Source organism: Glutamicibacter sp. AGC84 (assembly GCF_053543575.1).
Genome location: NZ_JBLVOC010000016.1, coordinates 1 through 16037, shown reverse-complemented (window position 1 = coordinate 16037; position 16037 = coordinate 1). Strand labels below are relative to the sequence as shown.

The 16037-nt window shown below is 61.5% G+C and carries 15 protein-coding genes and 2 tRNA genes; 2 read left to right on the top strand and 15 right to left on the bottom strand.

Annotation, left to right across the window (positions count from 1 at the left end):
- Nucleotides 1-69: 69 nt before the first annotated feature.
- The 8 genes from ACNPN0_RS11105 to msrB form a co-directional block, all read right to left on the bottom strand.
- Nucleotides 70-2193 carry a 3-hydroxyacyl-CoA dehydrogenase NAD-binding domain-containing protein gene (locus ACNPN0_RS11105; protein ID WP_448938075.1) on the bottom strand — a complete coding sequence of 708 codons (2124 nt, stop codon included), beginning with the start codon at nucleotides 2191-2193 and terminating at the stop codon, nucleotides 70-72.
- A 10-nt stretch (nucleotides 2194-2203) separates the two neighbouring features.
- Nucleotides 2204-3454 carry a thiolase family protein gene (locus tag ACNPN0_RS11100; RefSeq protein WP_426734063.1) on the bottom strand — a complete coding sequence of 417 codons (1251 nt, stop codon included), beginning with the start codon at nucleotides 3452-3454 and terminating at the stop codon, nucleotides 2204-2206.
- 158 nt (nucleotides 3455-3612) lie between these two features.
- Nucleotides 3613-4863 carry an HRDC domain-containing protein gene (locus tag ACNPN0_RS11095; protein ID WP_105656737.1) on the bottom strand — a complete coding sequence of 417 codons (1251 nt, stop codon included), beginning with the start codon at nucleotides 4861-4863 and terminating at the stop codon, nucleotides 3613-3615.
- A gap of 46 nt (nucleotides 4864-4909) precedes the next feature.
- Nucleotides 4910-5548 carry a DUF3000 domain-containing protein gene (locus tag ACNPN0_RS11090; RefSeq protein WP_448938074.1) on the bottom strand — a complete coding sequence of 213 codons (639 nt, stop codon included), beginning with the start codon at nucleotides 5546-5548 and terminating at the stop codon, nucleotides 4910-4912.
- Nucleotides 5549-5609: 61 nt separating this feature from the next.
- On the bottom strand, nucleotides 5610-6671 hold the full coding sequence (locus tag ACNPN0_RS11085) for a threonine aldolase family protein (protein WP_105656735.1): 1062 nt from the start codon (nucleotides 6669-6671) through the stop codon (nucleotides 5610-5612).
- Nucleotides 6672-6753: 82 nt separating this feature from the next.
- Entirely contained in the window at nucleotides 6754-7458 is a 705-nt protein-coding gene (locus ACNPN0_RS11080) for an SDR family oxidoreductase (protein ID WP_332486052.1), read from the bottom strand.
- Between the two features lie 22 nt (nucleotides 7459-7480).
- Nucleotides 7481-8866, bottom strand: a complete 1386-nt coding sequence (locus ACNPN0_RS11075) for a DUF6421 family protein (RefSeq protein WP_448938073.1) — start codon at nucleotides 8864-8866, stop codon at nucleotides 7481-7483.
- A gap of 149 nt (nucleotides 8867-9015) precedes the next feature.
- Nucleotides 9016-9459 (bottom strand): peptide-methionine (R)-S-oxide reductase MsrB, encoded by a 444-nt coding sequence (gene msrB, locus ACNPN0_RS11070; RefSeq protein ID WP_332498793.1) that lies wholly within the window; start codon nucleotides 9457-9459, stop codon nucleotides 9016-9018.
- 62 nt (nucleotides 9460-9521) lie between these two features.
- On the opposite strand from msrB, the gene ACNPN0_RS11065 reads away from it, so the two are divergent.
- The gene (locus tag ACNPN0_RS11065; protein WP_448938072.1) at nucleotides 9522-10745 is read left to right on the top strand and encodes an alpha/beta hydrolase family protein; all 1224 of its coding nucleotides are present in this window, start codon (nucleotides 9522-9524) and stop codon (nucleotides 10743-10745) included.
- Nucleotides 10746-10829: 84 nt separating this feature from the next.
- Here ACNPN0_RS11065 and ybaK read toward each other — a convergent pair whose 3' ends face one another.
- The 3 genes from ybaK to ACNPN0_RS11050 are packed head-to-tail and all read right to left on the bottom strand — an operon-like array spanning nucleotide 10830 to nucleotide 12742.
- Nucleotides 10830-11333 (bottom strand): Cys-tRNA(Pro) deacylase, encoded by a 504-nt coding sequence (gene ybaK, locus ACNPN0_RS11060; protein ID WP_434691081.1) that lies wholly within the window; start codon nucleotides 11331-11333, stop codon nucleotides 10830-10832.
- A 57-nt stretch (nucleotides 11334-11390) separates the two neighbouring features.
- Entirely contained in the window at nucleotides 11391-11831 is a 441-nt protein-coding gene (locus ACNPN0_RS11055) for a SufE family protein (protein ID WP_434691078.1), read from the bottom strand.
- Entirely contained in the window at nucleotides 11828-12742 is a 915-nt protein-coding gene (locus tag ACNPN0_RS11050) for a sulfurtransferase (protein ID WP_332594951.1), read from the bottom strand. The genes ACNPN0_RS11055 and ACNPN0_RS11050 overlap by 4 nt, the downstream gene beginning before the upstream one ends.
- A 214-nt stretch (nucleotides 12743-12956) precedes the next feature.
- Between ACNPN0_RS11050 and zapE the strand changes: the two genes are divergently transcribed.
- The gene (gene zapE / locus ACNPN0_RS11045) at nucleotides 12957-13997 is read left to right on the top strand and encodes a cell division protein ZapE (RefSeq protein ID WP_400342231.1); all 1041 of its coding nucleotides are present in this window, start codon (nucleotides 12957-12959) and stop codon (nucleotides 13995-13997) included.
- Between the two features lie 24 nt (nucleotides 13998-14021).
- On the opposite strand, the gene ACNPN0_RS11040 is transcribed toward zapE, so the two are convergent.
- From ACNPN0_RS11040 to ACNPN0_RS11025, 4 genes are all read right to left on the bottom strand, one after another.
- Complete coding sequence (locus ACNPN0_RS11040) at nucleotides 14022-15209, bottom strand: benzoate/H(+) symporter BenE family transporter (RefSeq protein WP_400342232.1); 1188 nt, start codon at nucleotides 15207-15209, stop codon at nucleotides 14022-14024.
- Between the two features lie 145 nt (nucleotides 15210-15354).
- Nucleotides 15355-15564: an antitoxin gene (locus ACNPN0_RS11035; protein WP_133834248.1), complete on the bottom strand. Its 210-nt coding sequence runs from the start codon at nucleotides 15562-15564 to the stop codon at nucleotides 15355-15357.
- Between the two features lie 237 nt (nucleotides 15565-15801).
- Nucleotides 15802-15877: transfer RNA gene (locus tag ACNPN0_RS11030), tRNA-Gly, on the bottom strand.
- A gap of 19 nt (nucleotides 15878-15896) precedes the next feature.
- Nucleotides 15897-15972: transfer RNA gene (locus tag ACNPN0_RS11025), tRNA-Gly, on the bottom strand.
- Nucleotides 15973-16037 lie beyond the last annotated feature (65 nt).

Sequence of the window (16037 nt, the reverse complement as noted above, 5' to 3'; positions counted from 1 at the left end):
GGCCCCGGCTTTTCGCATGGTTCCAGCACTCAGGGAGAAGCACCGGAACCAAGAGCGGCCCGGAAGGTACTAGCCGTTGAACTTCTTACCGTTGACACGTTCGGAGGCGCCAACCTGGTCCAAATACGGGGTGATGCCACCGAGGTGCATTGGCCAGCCGGCGCCGGTGATCATGCATAGATCAACGTCGGCGGCTTCGGCAACGACGCCCTCATCCAGCAGCAGCCCGATTTCCTCGGCCAGCGCATCTTGAACACGAACCAGGATCTGTTCCTTGCTCGAGTGCTGATCGCCGAAGGCCATCAGCTTTTCAGCCTCGGGGTTCAGCACCTGGTTGCCTGCCTCATCCTTGACCCAGAGGGCAGTGATCTTGGCATCGATCAGTTTCTGCAGATTCTCCGAGACGGCAAATCGTTCGCCGAAAGCGGCGTTCAGCGACTCGTTGACATGCTGCGCGACCGGCAGACCTACCATCGCCAACAAGGTCAACGGGCTCATTGGCAGGCCCATGGGGGTCAGTGCCGAGTCAGCTGTCTTCCCGTCGGTGCCCTCGTCGAAAGCCGCCTGGACTTCACTCATCAGGCGAAGCAGTACGCGGTTGACCACGAATGCGGCAGAATCCTTGGTTTTCACCGTGGTCTTCTTCAGCTTCTTGCCCAGCACGAATGCAGTGGACAGCGAGGAATCGTTGGTCCACTCCGTAGCAGCAATTTCCAGCAGCGGCATCACGGCTACCGGGTTGAAGAAGTGGAAGCCGACCAGGCGCTCTGGATGCGACAAGTCGCGGCCCATCTCCGTGACAGAGAGCGAGGAAGTGTTGGTGGCCAGGATGCACTCGGGGGAGACCACGGCTTCAACCTCTGCGAAAACCTGCTTCTTCACATTCAGTTCTTCGAACACGGCCTCGATGACGAAGTCGGCATCAGCGAACGCCTTTTTGGTGACCGAGCCGGTGACCAGAGCCTTGGTGCGGTTGACCGCATCCTGGCTCATGCGGCCCTTGCCGTGCAGCTTGTCGATCTCGCCATGGATGTAGGCAAGGCCCTTGTCCACGCGCGATTGATCCAGATCGGTGATAACCACCGGAACGTTCAGGCGGCGGGCGAACAGCAGGGCCAGCTGGCCAGCCATCAGCCCTGCGCCAACGACACCCACTTTGGTGACGGGGCGCGCGAGCTTTGGATCCGGTGCGCCGGCGGGGCGCTTGCCGCGCTTCTGGACCAGGTCCAGGAAGGCGTACACGGTGTTCTGGAACTGCGGGGTGCTCATCAGGCCAGTCAGCGCTTCGACTTCAAGGACTGCTGATTCCTGCTGCGAGATGGCCAGGCCCTTGCGGAAGACCTCAAGCACCTTGTACGGTGCCGGGGCCGCGCCGGACAGCTTCGCATCGACGAACTTTTCGGCAGCGTCGGCCGCATCCAGCCAGCGGCGAGCAACCTCGGGATCGGTTGGATCGACCGCATTGGGGCGCTTGACCTCTGTGGTTCCGGAGATGACACCGTCAGCGAAGGCAATGGAGTGCTCGATGAAGTCAGCTGGTTCGAACAGGGCGTCGGCCACCCCCATCTTGGCAGCTGCCGGGCCGGAGAGGGTGCGGTTGCTGTTCAGCGGGTTCTCGATCATGACCTTCAGCGCGTTCTCGGGGCCGACTAGGCGGGGCAGGCGGTATACGCCGGCCCAACCCGGAATCAGGCCGAGGAAACCTTCTGGCAGGCCCAAAGCGCCCGCGGCGGTGCTGACCGTGCGGTAGTTGCAAGCCAGCGCGATTTCCAAGCCGCCGCCGAGCGCCAGGCCGTTGATGAAAGCGAAGGTCGGAACGCCCAAATCGGCAAGCAGCTCATAGGTGTAGTGGCCCAGCGAAGCCATGGCGGTTGCTTGATCCGGTGCGCTCAGGCGGGTGACGGCCGACAGGTCGGCACCGGCAATCAGGAAGTACGGCTTGCCGGTGATCGCCAGGGCATCGATCTCGCCATTCTTGGCGCGTTCTGCTTGGACTTCCAGCGCGGCGCGCAGCTCCAGCAGGCCATTGGGCCCGAGGGTGGTCGGCTTCTTGTGGTCCAGGCCGTTATCCAGGGTCAGCAGTGCCATTGTCTTGCCGCTTGGCAAGGCCACATCCTTCACGAAGGTGTGGGTGACAGTCTCATCGTGCATCAGCTGCGCGACAGCCTGGAAATCTTTGCTCATTGCAGTCATTGTCTCTTCCTTATGCCTTGCTGCCGAAGTCCGCGTGGTTTGGGTTCTCCCAGATCACTGTGCCGCCCATGCCCAAGCCGATGCACATGGTGGTGATGCCATAGCGCACCGAATGGTCCTCGGAGAACTGGCGGGCCAGCTGGGACATCAGGCGCACGCCGGAAGAGGCCAGCGGGTGCCCCACCGCGATGGCACCGCCGTACCGGTTCACGCGCTCATCGTCCTGGTCGATTCCGTAGTAGTCGAGGAAGGACAGCACTTGCACGGCGAAAGCCTCGTTGATTTCGAACAGGCCGATGTCGTTGATGCCAAGGCCGGCCTTGGCCAGGGCCTTTTCGGTGGCCGGAACCGGCCCGTAGCCCATGACGTCGGGGTCCACGCCGGCGAAGGCGAAGGAGACCATGCGCATCTTCGGATCCAGTCCCAGCGCGCGCACTGCCGCGCCGCTGGCCAGCAGGGCGGCGGTGGCTCCGTCGTTCAAGCCCGCTGCGTTGCCTGCGGTCACGCGTCCGTGGGCGCGGAAGGGGGTGCGCAGTTCGGCCAGCGATTCCATGGTGGTGCCTGGCCGTGGCGGTTCGTCAGCCGAGTTCACGGCCCAGCCTTCGCCCGGCCGCTTGGCTGCCACGGGGATCAGATCGGCCTGGATCTGCTGGTTCTCGTAGGCCTTGGCCAGCTTGGCCTGCGATGCGACAGCATAGCGGTCGGCGCGTTCCTTGGTGATCGCAGGGAAGCGGTCGTGCAGGTTCTCCGCGGTATTGCCCATGTTCAATGCTTGCGGGTCGACGATGCGCTCGGAGAGGAAGCGCGGGTTCGGGTCCGCTCCGGCGCCCATTGGGTGGTTGCCCATGTGCTCCACGCCGCCGGCGACCACTACGTCGTAGGCGCCGAAAGCGATGCCGCCGGCGGTCGCGGTGACGGCGGTCATCGCTCCGGCGCACATGCGGTCGATGGCGAAGCCCGGAACGGACTTGGGGATACCGGAGAGCAGGCCCACGGTGCGGCCCAAGGTCAAGCCCTGGTCGCCGGACTGCGTAGTTGCGGCAATGGAGATCTCGTCGATCTTCTCGGCAGGAACTTCCGGGTTGCGTTCCAGCAGGCCGCGTACGGCTTTGACGGCAAGGTCATCGGCGCGGGTACCGTGGTAGATCCCCTTCTCGCCCGCTTTGCCAAATGGGGTGCGTACCCCGTCGATGAAGACGACATCGCGGTCGTCGAGCGAAGGGCGCGCATTGTTGCGCACGGTCGAAGCGTTGGCACTCACCGTCGGGCTCCTTGGGGTTGGTTCATGCTGCCCGTGAAGACCGGGCAGTGGCCAGCATCACTGTGACCTGAACCATACGTTACTCAGTAGTAACTTGAAGTGCAAGTGCAGCACCTTGCAAATCCGGGAACCCGCGGTGAATCCTTCCTGGAAACCGCCTAGGCCTGCTTCAACGCGATGGCCAGCTTGTCCGCAAGAAGTCCACGCTGCCACTGGCGGGCACCGAGATTTTCCAGCATGTCCGCTACGCTTGCCTCGCTGATGCGAGCCGGCGCATTCCAGCACAATTCACGCAGGTACTTCGGGGTCAAGAGATTCTCGCCCGGAATATTCCAGTGCTCGCTCACCTCATTGACGACCAGCTTGGCCGCGTCCAGCCGGTTCGCCGCGGCCGGGTTCTTTTCGGCCCATGAGCGGGGGTGCGGCAAGTCCGGCTTGGGGGCGCGCAGGTCCGGCAGGTCCCTGGTGCTATTGCCGCGCTTGATCGCGTCGACCCAGCGTGCGGCATCGCGTTTGGCATTGCGCGTGTGGAACCCGGGGATCTGCAAGAGCGCTGGAACGCTGGTGGCGCGCTGATCCACGGCGGCCATGATGGCGCGGTCGGGAATGAGCCGACCCGGGGCAACGTCGCGGCTCTGCGCCAGGGCTTCGCGGGAAAGCCACAGTTCGCGAGCTACCGCCAGATTGCGTCGGCTCTTGAGCTTATGGATGCCGGACAATTTGCGCCACGGCACCTGTGCCGGGGAAGGGTCAGGCAGATTGCGTTCGTACTCGAATTCCTGGAAGGCGAAATCCAGCTTGCCCTGCTCTTCCAGCACCGCGGTGATGGCCTGGCGCAGCTCTTCGAGAACTTCCACATCCAGTGCGGCGTAGTTCAGCCATGATTCAGGCAACGGGCGGGTGGACCAGTCCACTGCCGAATGTTCTTTGGCCAACTGCAGCTCGAGCAATTCGCCCACCATGGTACCCAGCGAGACGCGGGGGAATCCCGCAAGACGGCCAGCCATCTCGGTATCGAACAGCGAGGTAGGGGACATGCCCAATTCGTGCAGGCACGGCAAATCCTGGGTGGCCGCATGCAGGATCCAGGGCTGCTCGTTGACGAACTCGCGCAGCGGGGACAGATCGTCCAGGGTTTCAGGGTCGATCAGCCAAGTACCCGCACCTTCTCGGCGAATCTGCAGCAAGAAGGCGCGCTGGCCGTAGCGGAACCCGCTGGCTCTTTCGGTATCCACGGCCAGATCGCCGATGCCGGCTTCCAGCGCCCGCACTGCACGGCGCAAGGCAGGTGCGGTGTCGATGACTTCGGGGATCCCGTCGCGTGGCGCACTTAGTGGCGTCAGAACGGGTGCGGCGGCCTCGTTGGCAGTGGTGGATGATGCGGGAGCGGAAGAGTCAGAATTCGGCATGGTGCTTCCATTCTAGGACTATTCGGCTCCATCGCATTGATAATCGCTAGCTCAGGCGGCGATGAGGCAGCTGCTGCACGCCTTCGGGCAGGGGAGGCAGGCCGGCGAAAGTGCAAACCATATCGGCCCACGCGCTCAGATGCGTTCCCAGATGGTCAGAGTCCGGGGACCAGGAAGCACGCAGCTCGATATCGATATGGTCTTGTTCCCCGGCGAGATTGCCGAAGGATTCGGAAATTACCCGAGTCGCAGTACCGCCAGCGGAATGGTATGCGGCGTCGCGATCGCGCAGGGCTTCTTCGAGCCATGACCACGCGACGGAAGCCAGCATGGAATCCTGGCCCATTTCATGATCCAGACGGGCCCGAATGTAGGTGACGATGCGGAACTGGCCATTCCACAGTTCTTGGCCTGCGGGGTCGAAGAGGAGGATGAAGCGTCCGGTGGCCAGCTGCTCGGCTGGTTGGAGGAACGGGGTGCGGCCAATCTCCTGGCCCTGGGGGCCGCGTCCGGGAGCAACCACATCCATCACGTCGCCGCTGAGTGCCAGCGCGAACGGCGCCAGCCTGCCAGGGGCCGGAATTTCGGTGAATTTCAGTTCCTTGCGCACCTTGGCATGCGACAACTCTTCAAGGGCCGTGGCAAAGGCCTTCGGAATGGCGGAAGCAGGGCGATCATTGGTCACAATTTGAGTCTAAGCGCGCCGTACCCGAGCATGGGTACGGCGCGCCGACCGCGGGTTCATGCTAAGCGGCGGCGTAGGCGCCGAGCAGCTCGTGCAGCTTGGCAATGAACGCTGCAACATCTTCCTCGGTGGTGTCGAACGAGCACATCCAGCGCACTTGGCCGGCCGCGCGATCCCAGTCGTAGAAGCGGAAGTGCTCGCGCAGCTGGTCGCTGACCTCGGTAGGCAGCTGGGCGAAGACGCCGTTGGCCTGAGTCGGGTAGACCAGCTGGACTCCGTCAATTTCCTCAACTGCCTGCGAGAGCTTGGCGGCCATGGCGTTGGAGTGGCTTGCCAATTCGCGCCACAGATCGGTGCCGTAGAGCTCGATCAGCTGTGCGGAGATGAAGCGCATTTTCGAACCCAGCTGCATGTTCATCTTGCGCAGGTACTTCAGGTCCTGGGCCAGTTCGCTGCGCAGGGTCAAAATGCCCTCACCGAGCAGGATGCCGTTCTTGGTACCGCCGAGGGAAACAATGTCCACGCCGACGTCAGTGGTCAGCGCGCGCAACGGCACGCCCAGGGAGGCCGCGGCGTTGGACAGGCGCGAGCCATCCAGATGCACTTTCATGCCCAGCTTGTGCGCGTGGTCGGTGATGGCCTTGATTTCCCCAGGGGTGTACAGGGTGCCCAGCTCGGTGGCCTGGGTGATCGACACGGCCAGCGGCTGCGCGCGGTGCTCGTCGCCCCAGCCCCATGCTTCCTGGTCGATCAGCTCTGGAGTCAATTTGCCGTCGGGAGTGTCAACCTGCAGCAGCTTGAAGCCGCCGATGCGCTCCGGCGCACCGTTCTCATCCACGTTGATATGTGCAGAAGATGCGCAGATGACAGCGCCCCAGCGTGGAAGCAAGGACTGCAAGGCGATGACATTGGCGCCGGTGCCGTTGAAAACCGGGAAGATCTGGGCTTCCGGGCCAAAGGCATTGCGGGCGACGTTGCCTAGTTCCTCGGTGTACTGGTCCTCACCGTAGGAGATCTGGTGGCCGCCGTTGGCGCGGGCAATCGCATCCATGATGCGCGGGTGCACGCCAGAATAGTTATCCGAAGCGAATCCGCGAATCGAAGCGTCGTGGGTAAAAGTCATGCTGTGGAGGTCCTTAGTAGTTCAAGGGGTGAAGTCGAAAGCTATGCCAGTGCAGCGCCCAGAGGTGTGCAGCGGCCAGTAATCAGGCCTTGGGCAATGCAACCCGGGTGCCATTGAGCTCGCGGGCATCCTGGCCAAGCAAAGCCACTGCGGCCTGGGCAAGAAACTGCACCGGGGTCTGCCCGGAAGGCGTTTCTTCGGGAGACTTGTCGCTCAATGCCTTGACGACCCAACTCACCGCGGCGGCATTTTCTGCCTGCTTGGCGAACAGGCGGGCGATGGCATTGACCCAGTGTTCCGCTGCGGCCTTGACCGCACCGTAGTTGGCATTGGACGGGGTCGGATTCAGCACTGCCTCCGCACTGACTATCGCCAAGCGGCCTGCGGGGGAGGCGACCAGATCATCGACGAAGGCGCGGGAGGTGTTGCGCAGGGTGGTCAGCACGCTGCTGTGCAAGAAATCCCAGTCCTCGTCGCTTTGGCCGGTGATCGACTTACCGCCACGCCAGCCACCTACCAGATGGATCAGCGCATCGATGCTGCCGTGCTCTTCATGAATCCGCAGCGCCAATTGCTTGACCGCTGCGAAGTCGCCCAGATCGCATTCATAGCGGGCATGAACGAACGGGAGGCGTTCGTCGAGGCGCTCTTGGTTGCTTCCCACTGCAAGCACACGCGCTCCGGCATCAACCAGCGCGGTGGCGCTGGCAATGCCGGAGGCGGAAGTAGCACCGGCAAGGAGCACTAGTCTGGATGTCTCGTTCAAGGAGATTCTTTCTTTGCTCACATTTTCTAGCCTAGAGGAAAGGCTAGATTTTCGTTGCCCCGGTCATGCCCTTGCTCGATTCGATGACGGTGGCCATTTTCTTATTCAGAGCTTCGTAGAACATCGACAGCGGGAATTCATCGTCCATGACCTGGTCGGTGATTTCACGTAGTGGTGCGGTCAGCGGCAGGGCATCCGGACCCTTGGCCCAGACCGACGCGGGGTTCGGGGTGACGGTGGCCGAAACCAGTTCGTAGGCAGCAAGCCAGTGAGCCAGCTTCGGACGGTCGATGGACTTCCAATACAGTTCGTCGATCGCATCCCCCAAGGCTGCAACCACCTCGGGTACCTGATCCCAATCGATGCTCAACTTGGTGTCGGTCCAGTGCAGTACATGGTGCTGGTGCATCCATGCGAACAGCAACTGGCCACCGAGACCGTCGTAGTTGCGTACGCGCGAGCCGGTGATGGCGAAGCGGAAGATGCGGTCGAAGATCACCGCGTATTGCACCAGCTTGGCCATCTTGGCGCTCTTCTGATCCGAAGCCGGGTTGGCGGCGATCTTCATGCATTCGCGGAACGCAGTCAAATCGCAACGCAGTTCTTCGAGCGAGTAAAGGAAGAACGGCATGCGCTGCTTGATCATGAACGGGTCGAATGGCAGATCGCCACGCATGTGGGTGCGGTCGTGAATCAGGTCCCACATGATGAAGGTTTCTTCGGTCAGGTGCTGGTCCTTGAGCAGCTCTGCGGCGTCATCGGGCAGTTCGAGGTTGGTGATGCGTGTAGCTTCCTGCAGGACCTTGCGGAAGCGTACAGCCTCACGATCCTGGAAGATCGCGCCCCAAGTGAATGACGGAGTCTGCCGAATGGCGACCGACTCCGGGAAGAGCACCGCGGAATTGGTGTTGTAGCCTTCGGTGAAGTCGATGAAGCGCAGCGGCACGAACAGGGCGTTGGCGTAGTCCTTGCTCTCCAGGTCGGCAATGAACTCAGGCCACATGACCTGCACCAGCACGGCTTCGAGGTGGCGGTTGGTTGAACCGTTCTGGGTGTACATCGGGAAAAGCACCAGATGCAGCAGGCCGTCAATGCGCTGGGCCTGGGGCTGGAACTGCATCAGCGAATCGAGGAAGTCGGGAACGCCGAAGCCTGCATCTGCCCACTGGCGCAGGTCCGTGACCAGCTGCTCAAGGTACTCTGCGTCGTGCTCGAAGTGCACGCGCAAGGACTGCACCGACTCGATGATGGAATCAACGAGCTTGGCAGCCTGTGGTGCAGATGCGCTGTCGGTCAAGGAGCCGTCCTGTGCCTGGAGGCCCTGGAATTCGGTGGCGGCAGACTTCAACGTCAGCCAAGCTTCCGAGTTTGCGATCTGCAGTACTTCTGCGTCGGTGGCCGGTACTGGCTTGGAGGAAATCTGAGTCATTTCATACACCTTCTTTTCATGTTTGGGGCAGCGCTCAAGTGCTTACCTTGAACGCTACGCTCAAACAACAGGAAAGGTGATGCTAAGTCATCAGTGAATAAGCAACTCTTGCTCTAAATGTGATCCATGCCTTGCCACCGACAAAGGCATTAGCCCTGAGCAGGACGCAGGGTCAAGCTCAAAGAGTTCATGCAGTAACGCAGATCGGTTGGGGTTTGGAAACCTTCACCCTCGAAAACGTGGCCCATATGCGAATCGCAATTGGCGCAACGCACCTCAACACGCTTCATGCCCATGGACTCGTCGCTGATATAGCGCACCCGATCTTCGGCCAACGGCGCGAAGAAGGAAGGCCAGCCGCAACCGGCATCGAACTTCGTGGTGCTGGCGAACAGTTCCGAACCACAGGCTCGGCAGGAATACACGCCCTCGGTAGTGGTATCCCAGTATTCGCCGGTAAATGGACGCTCGGTCCCTGCTTGGCGCAATACGCGGAATTCCTCGGAAGAGAGGATCTGCTGCCACTGCACATCGCTGCGCGCGGCCGCTTCGTCTGCTGGCTGTGCTGATTGGTTTACCGATTCATCATTCATGCAATATAAAACGCTTGAGCAGGCTAGATGATTCCCGGGCCAGGTCATGGAAAGATGAAAACATGGCTCGGAACATCGTAGATACCATGCAACCCCGCAGCGCAGTGCCTGCAACCCTGATTGGGGTTGGACTGGGACTGGGCACCGGTTCCCTGGTGGCCGCCAGCGTATCAGCGCTCGCCGGTTACTTCGCCCGACGTGTAGTGACCCCGGAAGAACGCCGCACCGGCAACAGCATCATCCGGGAGGTCGTCACCGATGCCGAGGGCAAACTCTGGTTGCATTTCAACAAGGACGCCGATACCAGCGAACCTGGCCCCTGCAGCTTCCTCACCGAATTCGACTCCTGCGCGCTGCGGCTTTCCGCGCCGGAAGCCGTTCCGGGCAAATCCCGCCTGGTTGCGCGCAAAATCGAGAAGATCTATCACGGCACCCTCCAGGGAGTACGCCGCGGCAACCTATCCGGGGCAATTTACGAGCACCCCGCGGACCTGGGCTTTGACGCAGAAGACGTCGTCGTGCCCCTGGATGGCGGCGACGGTCCAGCCTGGCTGGTGCGTGGCTCCACGAACGAAGATGTCTGGATGATTGGCGTGCACGGCCGAGGCGCCCGACGTAATGAGACCATTCGGGCGCTGCCTGCCTTGAGCGAACTCGGGGTTACGACCTTGCTGATGAGCTACCGCAATGACGGTTTGGCTCCGAGCGCCCCGGATGGCCGCTACGGTCTGGGCGATACCGAATGGCATGACGTGGAATCGGGTATCCAATTCGCACTGGACCGCGGAGCGAAGCAGATCATCTTGCTGGGCTGGTCCATGGGAGGTGCCATCAGCCTGCAGGCCGCCGATCGGAGCAAGCTGGCCCACCATATTGACTCGCTCATGCTGGTCGGCCCGGTAATCAATTGGGTAGATGTGCTTTCGCACCAGGCTCGGGCCAATAAGATCCCGCAATCGGTGGGCCTGTTTGGCCAGTGGCTGCTGTCCAATAAGGCAGGGCGCTGGGTCACCGGCCAAGCGGCCCCGGTCAATCTGCGTCGGTTGAATTGGGTGGACCGCGCGGACGAATTGAAATTCCCGACGCTGATAATGCACAGCCGTGATGACGAGTTCGTCCCTAATGGCCCGAGCTTGAAACTGGCGGCGCTGCGCCCGGATTTGGTCACGCTCAAGACCTTTGCCAAGGCAGGGCACACGCGTGAGCCGAATGTGGATCCACAGGGTTTCGCCCGGGCGATCACCGACTTCTTGAGCAAGCGCATGTCGCTGCTTCAAGTCCAGTAGCCCAAGGCGGCAAGGGGCCCTGCCCGCGAGAACGATCAACAGATCTCGATCCCGCAGGCAGGGCCCTTTCTGGCCAAGCGCTGTCTAGCCGGAGGCGATCGGCGCCCAAATGGCTCCGGTCGCCTTCGCGGCATCTTGCGGAGCGATCTCCAGGCTGAAACCGCGGCGCCCGCCAGAAATGAATACCGTCTCGAACTGCTGCGCGCTGGAGTCAATGACGGTAGCGGTTTTCTGGCGCTGCCCGAACGGGGAAATCCCGCCCAGGACATAGCCGCTGCGTCGCTGGGCGGCAGCCTTGTCAGCCATCTGCGCCTTCTTCTTGCCCAACGCGGTGCCAATCGCCTTCAGATCCAGCTTCGCATTCACTGGCACCACTGCGACGGCCAGATCCTGGGTGGCGTTGGCCCCGGTGGAGACCATCAGGGTCTTGAAGACCCGGTCGCCACTGGCACCCAATTGCTCGGCTGCTTCGGCGCCGTAGCTTTCGGCCAAGTCGCTATGCGCATAGCTGTGCGCTACATAGCTGATACCTGCCGCATCCAGCGCGGCGGTCGCCGGGGTGGAGGCGGCTTGCTTCTTCTTGCCCACGTGCTTGGGGATCCTTAACTACTGCTTATTGGCTTCCAGCTGCGTTCGATGCAAAACCTACGCAGGCAGCTGCTCTGAGATCTGGCGCTTAATGCGGCCGAGCATGGCGGTCATGCCGCGCATGCGCAACGGCGACAGCGCACGGGTCAGACCCAGCTGCTGGGGCATGTCATCGGGAACGGCGAGAATCGCTGCGGCCTGCGCGCCATCCAGGCCGGCAGCCAGCACCGAGGCGAAGCCGCGGGTGGTTGGAGCCTCCGGGGGAGCGGAGAAGAACAGTCCCACCGGGTTATTCGCTTCGGTCGAGACCTCGACGGCCAAGAACAGCGGCGACTGGCATTCTACAACCTGCTCGAATAGTTCAGGATGATCAGCCAGGCGTGCTGGAAGCTCGGGCAGCTCGCGCGAGTACTCCAGCAGCAGTTCCAAGCGGTCGGCCTCGGGCACCTCGGTGAACTCCTCGACGATTTCGTTCAGTGCATCGGGGAGCTGGCTCATGCGCGGGCTCCGCGCTGCGCAGGCATCTCGCCGGCGGCTTCGCCGCGAACGATGGGCACGCCAACCGCGTTGCCCCACTCGGTCCATGAGCCGTCGTAGTTGCGCACGGTTTCGAAGCCCAGCAGGTGCTTGAGCACGAACCAGGTGTGGCTCGAACGTTCACCGATGCGGCAGTAGGCCACCACATCGTCGCCCGGCTTCAGGCCGGCGCCGTCGAGGTAGATGGCTTCCAATTCTCCGCGCGAGCGGAAGGTGCCGTCCTCGGCCGCAGCCTTGGCCCATGGCACCGATGCGGCGGTTGGGATGTGCCCGCCGCGCAGGGCGCCTTCTTCCGGGTAATTCGGCATGTGGGTACGTTCTCCGGTGTATTCCTCGGCCGAACGCACGTCGATCAGCGGGTTGCCCAGGTGCTTCAGGACCTCCGGAAGGAAAGCGCGGATCTCGGAGTCGACGCGCTCGATCACCGGGTATTCGGTGGCGGTCACGGCCGGCTTCTCGGTGCTCAGCTCGCGGCCTTCAGCGATCCACTTGTCGCGGCCGCCGTCCATCAGGCGGACATCTTCGTGGCCGAAAAGTGTGAAGACCCACAGCGCGTAGGCGGCCCACCAGTTGGACTTGTCGCCGTAGATGACCACGGTCGACTCGCGGGTGATGCCCTTGGCGGCCATCAGCTGTGCGAAGCCTTCGCCGTCGACGTAGTCGCGCGTGACTTCGTCGTTCAGCTCCGTGTGCCAGTCAATCTTCAGCGCGCCTGGCACGTGGCCAGTGGAATACAGCAAGATGTCCTCATCCGATTCCAGTACTACGAGATTCTCGGCTCCGAGGTTGTCTGCCACCCACTGGGTGGAAACCAGTCGTTCTGGGTGAGCGTAGGCTGCATATTTCTCGTTGGACTCGACGGGCAACGACATTCCTAATCACGATCCTTGCGGGTGTCAGTTTTTGCCACGCTGGAAACAGCGGGCACGGGCATTACTTCTAGCCTAGTCCTCATCCATTGCGAACCCAGTGTGCTCTACGACATTTTTGGCAATGATTCGCCGCGTTCAAGGTAAACTGGCCGATGGGAAAGCCACGGCTTCCCGACCATTTCCTGAGCAATCAACTGAAGGACTCCCACAGCCAATGGCGACGATCACCCACCTGAGCGAGACCAAGCCGAATCTTTCAATCGAAGAACTGCTGGCCGGATTCCACCCGTCCTACCGCTTTGGTGAAGTGTCCTTCAATACCTATCGCCCGGATCCTAACCAGCCTTCGCAGACCGAAGCCGTCAATAAGCTCAAGGCTTTCGCAGAAACCGTGGGCAAGAACAACTCCGGTTCGTTCTTCTCCAAGCTTTTCGGCAAGAAGAAGGAAACCAAGAACGGCATCTACCTCGATGGCGGCTTCGGCGTAGGCAAGACCCACCTGCTCGCCTCCCTGTGGCATGCAGCCCCGGGCCGCAAGGCCTTCGGCACCTTCGTTGAGTACACCAACCTGGTTGGCGCGCTGTCTTTCCGCCAGACCGTAGAAGTGCTCAGCCAATACTCGCTGGTCTGCATCGACGAGTTCGAACTGGATGATCCGGGGGACACCGTGCTGATGTCCCGGTTGATGCGCGAGCTGTCCGATGCTGGCGTGAAGCTGGCGGCAACCTCCAACACCCTGCCTGGTGCGCTGGGCGAGGGGCGCTTCGCGGCAGTGGATTTCCAGCGTGAAATCAAGACCCTGTCCGAGCAGTTCGACGTGCACCGCGTCGAAGGCGAAGACTTCCGCCACCGTGGCCTGCCCGATGCCCCCGAGCCCTTGGACGATGCGGGCATCAAGGCATTCGCCCTGGATCGCTACCCGGACAAGACCTTGGCCGATGACAACTTCGAGGATCTGGTGGCTCACCTTTCGAAGGTTCACCCGTCGCGTTACCGCCAGTTGCTTTCCGAGACTGATGTGCTGGTTCTGCACAACGTGGATACCATCACCGATCAGGCCATCGCCCTGCGTTTCGTGGTTCTTGCTGACCGCCTGTACGACAAGGACGTGCCAATCGTTGCCTCAGGCAAGCCATTCAGCGAACTGTTCACCCCGGAAATGATGTCCGGCGGCTACCAGAAAAAGTACTTCCGTGCCGTCTCGCGCCTGACCGCTTTGGCTCGTGAAGGCCAAGTTGGAGAACCAGCGCTCTAAGCCGGAAACACCGGTCCCGCCACTTCATCGTCGAGCCCTGCGCTCGACGATGAAGTGCGTTAAGAGCCCTGCCACCAAGGCCCAGAAGGCACCGCCGATCCCGAAGAGCGTGAGATTGCCGGCAGCGACCAGGACCGTGGCCAATGCGCTCAACCGCCAGGAGGAATCGGCCATCGCTCCGAGCAGCGCATTGGCGAGTGTTGCCAGCAAGGCCAAGCCCGCCGCCGCTTGGAACAGCCCCTCGGGCGAGGCGCTGGCCACCGATACGATCAGCGCGCTCAAGGCACCGAAGACCAAGTAGAAGACACCTGAACTCGCCGCCGCCCGCCAACGCAGCCGGGGGTCCGGGCCGGCCTGCTCTCCGGCAGCCAGCGCCGCGGTGATTGCCGCCAGGTTGATGGCATGCCCGCCGAAGAACGCGCCGCTAGCCGACCCCACTCCGGTCGCCAGCATGGTGGGGCGCCACGGCGCGGTGTACCCGAAGGAGCTGAGCACGGCCACGCCCGGAATATTCTGCGATGCCATCGTCACCACGAACAACGGAACGCTGATGCTGGCAATGGCCTGCCAGGAGAATTCAGGACTGACCCACTGCAGCTGCGGAAGAACTTCGAGTGAATCCCACGTCGCGGAGCGGCCAATATGCCATAGGCCGAACCCCACCGCCGCTAGCATGCTCAGCGCTACGGCGAATTTCGGAAGGATCCTGAGCCCGACGAAGAACACCAGGAGAATTCCCAACGCGGGCAACGGGATGCTGGCCACGGCTGTAAATGGTTTCAGGCACAGCGGGATCAAGACACCGGCGAGCATGCCTTGGGCAATTGGGACCGGAATACGAGTGAGCAGCCGGTGCAAGGACGGTACCAGACCGGTCAACACGATCAGTGCGCCGCTGACGATGAATGCCCCCACTGCCTGATTGAACCCGAACACTCCGGGAGCCAGTGAGGCGAGCATGGCTGCACCGGGAGTGGACCATGCAATGCTGATCGGCTGGCGGTATCGCAGCGAAAGCGCAATGGTGCTCAGGCCTACGCAGAGGGACAGGACGAATAAGCCTGAGGCGGCCTGTTCGCTAGAAGCTCCGACCTGGAATAATCCGGCCAGTACGACAGCGAAGGATGCTACGAATCCCACCATGGTGGTGATCAATCCCGCAAGCACGGAATGGAAAAGGCCAGCTCCATCCGGGGGCGTGTGACGAGTCATACTCTTTTTCTACAGGGTGGCGCCGGTTTGCCGAAAATCGGCATGAATTAATTCCCCTGATATGACGTTAAAGCAGGGAAGGCACCGACCTCGGTCGGTACCTTCCCAGGATGCTCGGGCAAGCCGAGGGGAGTGCGTCGAGGAATTAGGCCTCGTTATTCTCGCCTTCGCCTCCGCCAAGGCCATTGAGGTAGTCGCCAGCGCCCTGCTGGACACCGTCTACCTGCTCGGCGAACTTGCCGCCGGTCTTGTCATCGACAAAATCACCAGCCTGTTCGATACCCTGGGATACCTGCTCCGGGTTCTCCTTGGCGAATTCCTCTGCCTTGCCACGCAGATCATCAAATCCTGCCATGCTGCACCTCCATTCGTCTGTGGGAACCCCTGTAGCTCCACAACTACTACCCACCCTAAAGGCTCAGGCCAACGCATGGAAGTGTATTAGAGACATTTCGCCAGTTGCCTAGGTGTTTTGCTGGTGGATGTCAGATTGCACACAGGTTAGCTATTTACTAGTCAGGGAAGTGGTAGCCGCCTGGAATGATGGTTAAAGCAAAGATGGGAATCACGAAAAGTGATTCCCATCTTTATTTGGAGCGGTCAACGAGGTTCGAACTCGCGACCTCAACCTTGGCAAGGTTGCGCTCTACCAGCTGAGCTATGACCGCAAAACTATATTCAATTATTTGGAGCGGTCAACGAGGTTCGAACTCGCGACCTCAACCTTGGCAAGGTTGCGCTCTACCAGCTGAGCTATGACCGCATATATTTAATTAGTAGATCCATGGTCAACGAGGTTCGAACTCGCGACCTCAACCTTGGCAAGGT

Excerpts from the sequence above, each read along its gene's own strand:
- ACNPN0_RS11105 (WP_448938075.1), bottom strand. The coding sequence starts at position 2,193 with ATGACTGCAATGAGCAAAGATTTCCAGGCTGTCGCGCAGCTGATGCAC.
- ACNPN0_RS11095 (WP_105656737.1), bottom strand. The coding sequence starts at position 4,863 with ATGCCGAATTCTGACTCTTCCGCTCCCGCATCATCCACCACTGCCAAC.
- ACNPN0_RS11085 (WP_105656735.1), bottom strand. The coding sequence starts at position 6,671 with ATGACTTTTACCCACGACGCTTCGATTCGCGGATTCGCTTCGGATAAC.
- ACNPN0_RS11075 (WP_448938073.1), bottom strand. The coding sequence starts at position 8,866 with ATGACTCAGATTTCCTCCAAGCCAGTACCGGCCACCGACGCAGAAGTA.
- msrB (WP_332498793.1), bottom strand. The coding sequence starts at position 9,459 with ATGAATGATGAATCGGTAAACCAATCAGCACAGCCAGCAGACGAAGCG.
- ACNPN0_RS11065 (WP_448938072.1), top strand. The coding sequence starts at position 9,522 with ATGGCTCGGAACATCGTAGATACCATGCAACCCCGCAGCGCAGTGCCT.
- ACNPN0_RS11055 (WP_434691078.1), bottom strand. The coding sequence starts at position 11,831 with ATGAGCCAGCTCCCCGATGCACTGAACGAAATCGTCGAGGAGTTCACC.
- ACNPN0_RS11050 (WP_332594951.1), bottom strand. The coding sequence starts at position 12,742 with ATGTCGTTGCCCGTCGAGTCCAACGAGAAATATGCAGCCTACGCTCAC.
- zapE (WP_400342231.1), top strand. The coding sequence starts at position 12,957 with ATGGCGACGATCACCCACCTGAGCGAGACCAAGCCGAATCTTTCAATC.
- ACNPN0_RS11040 (WP_400342232.1), bottom strand. The coding sequence starts at position 15,209 with ATGACTCGTCACACGCCCCCGGATGGAGCTGGCCTTTTCCATTCCGTG.
- ACNPN0_RS11035 (WP_133834248.1), bottom strand. The coding sequence starts at position 15,564 with ATGGCAGGATTTGATGATCTGCGTGGCAAGGCAGAGGAATTCGCCAAG.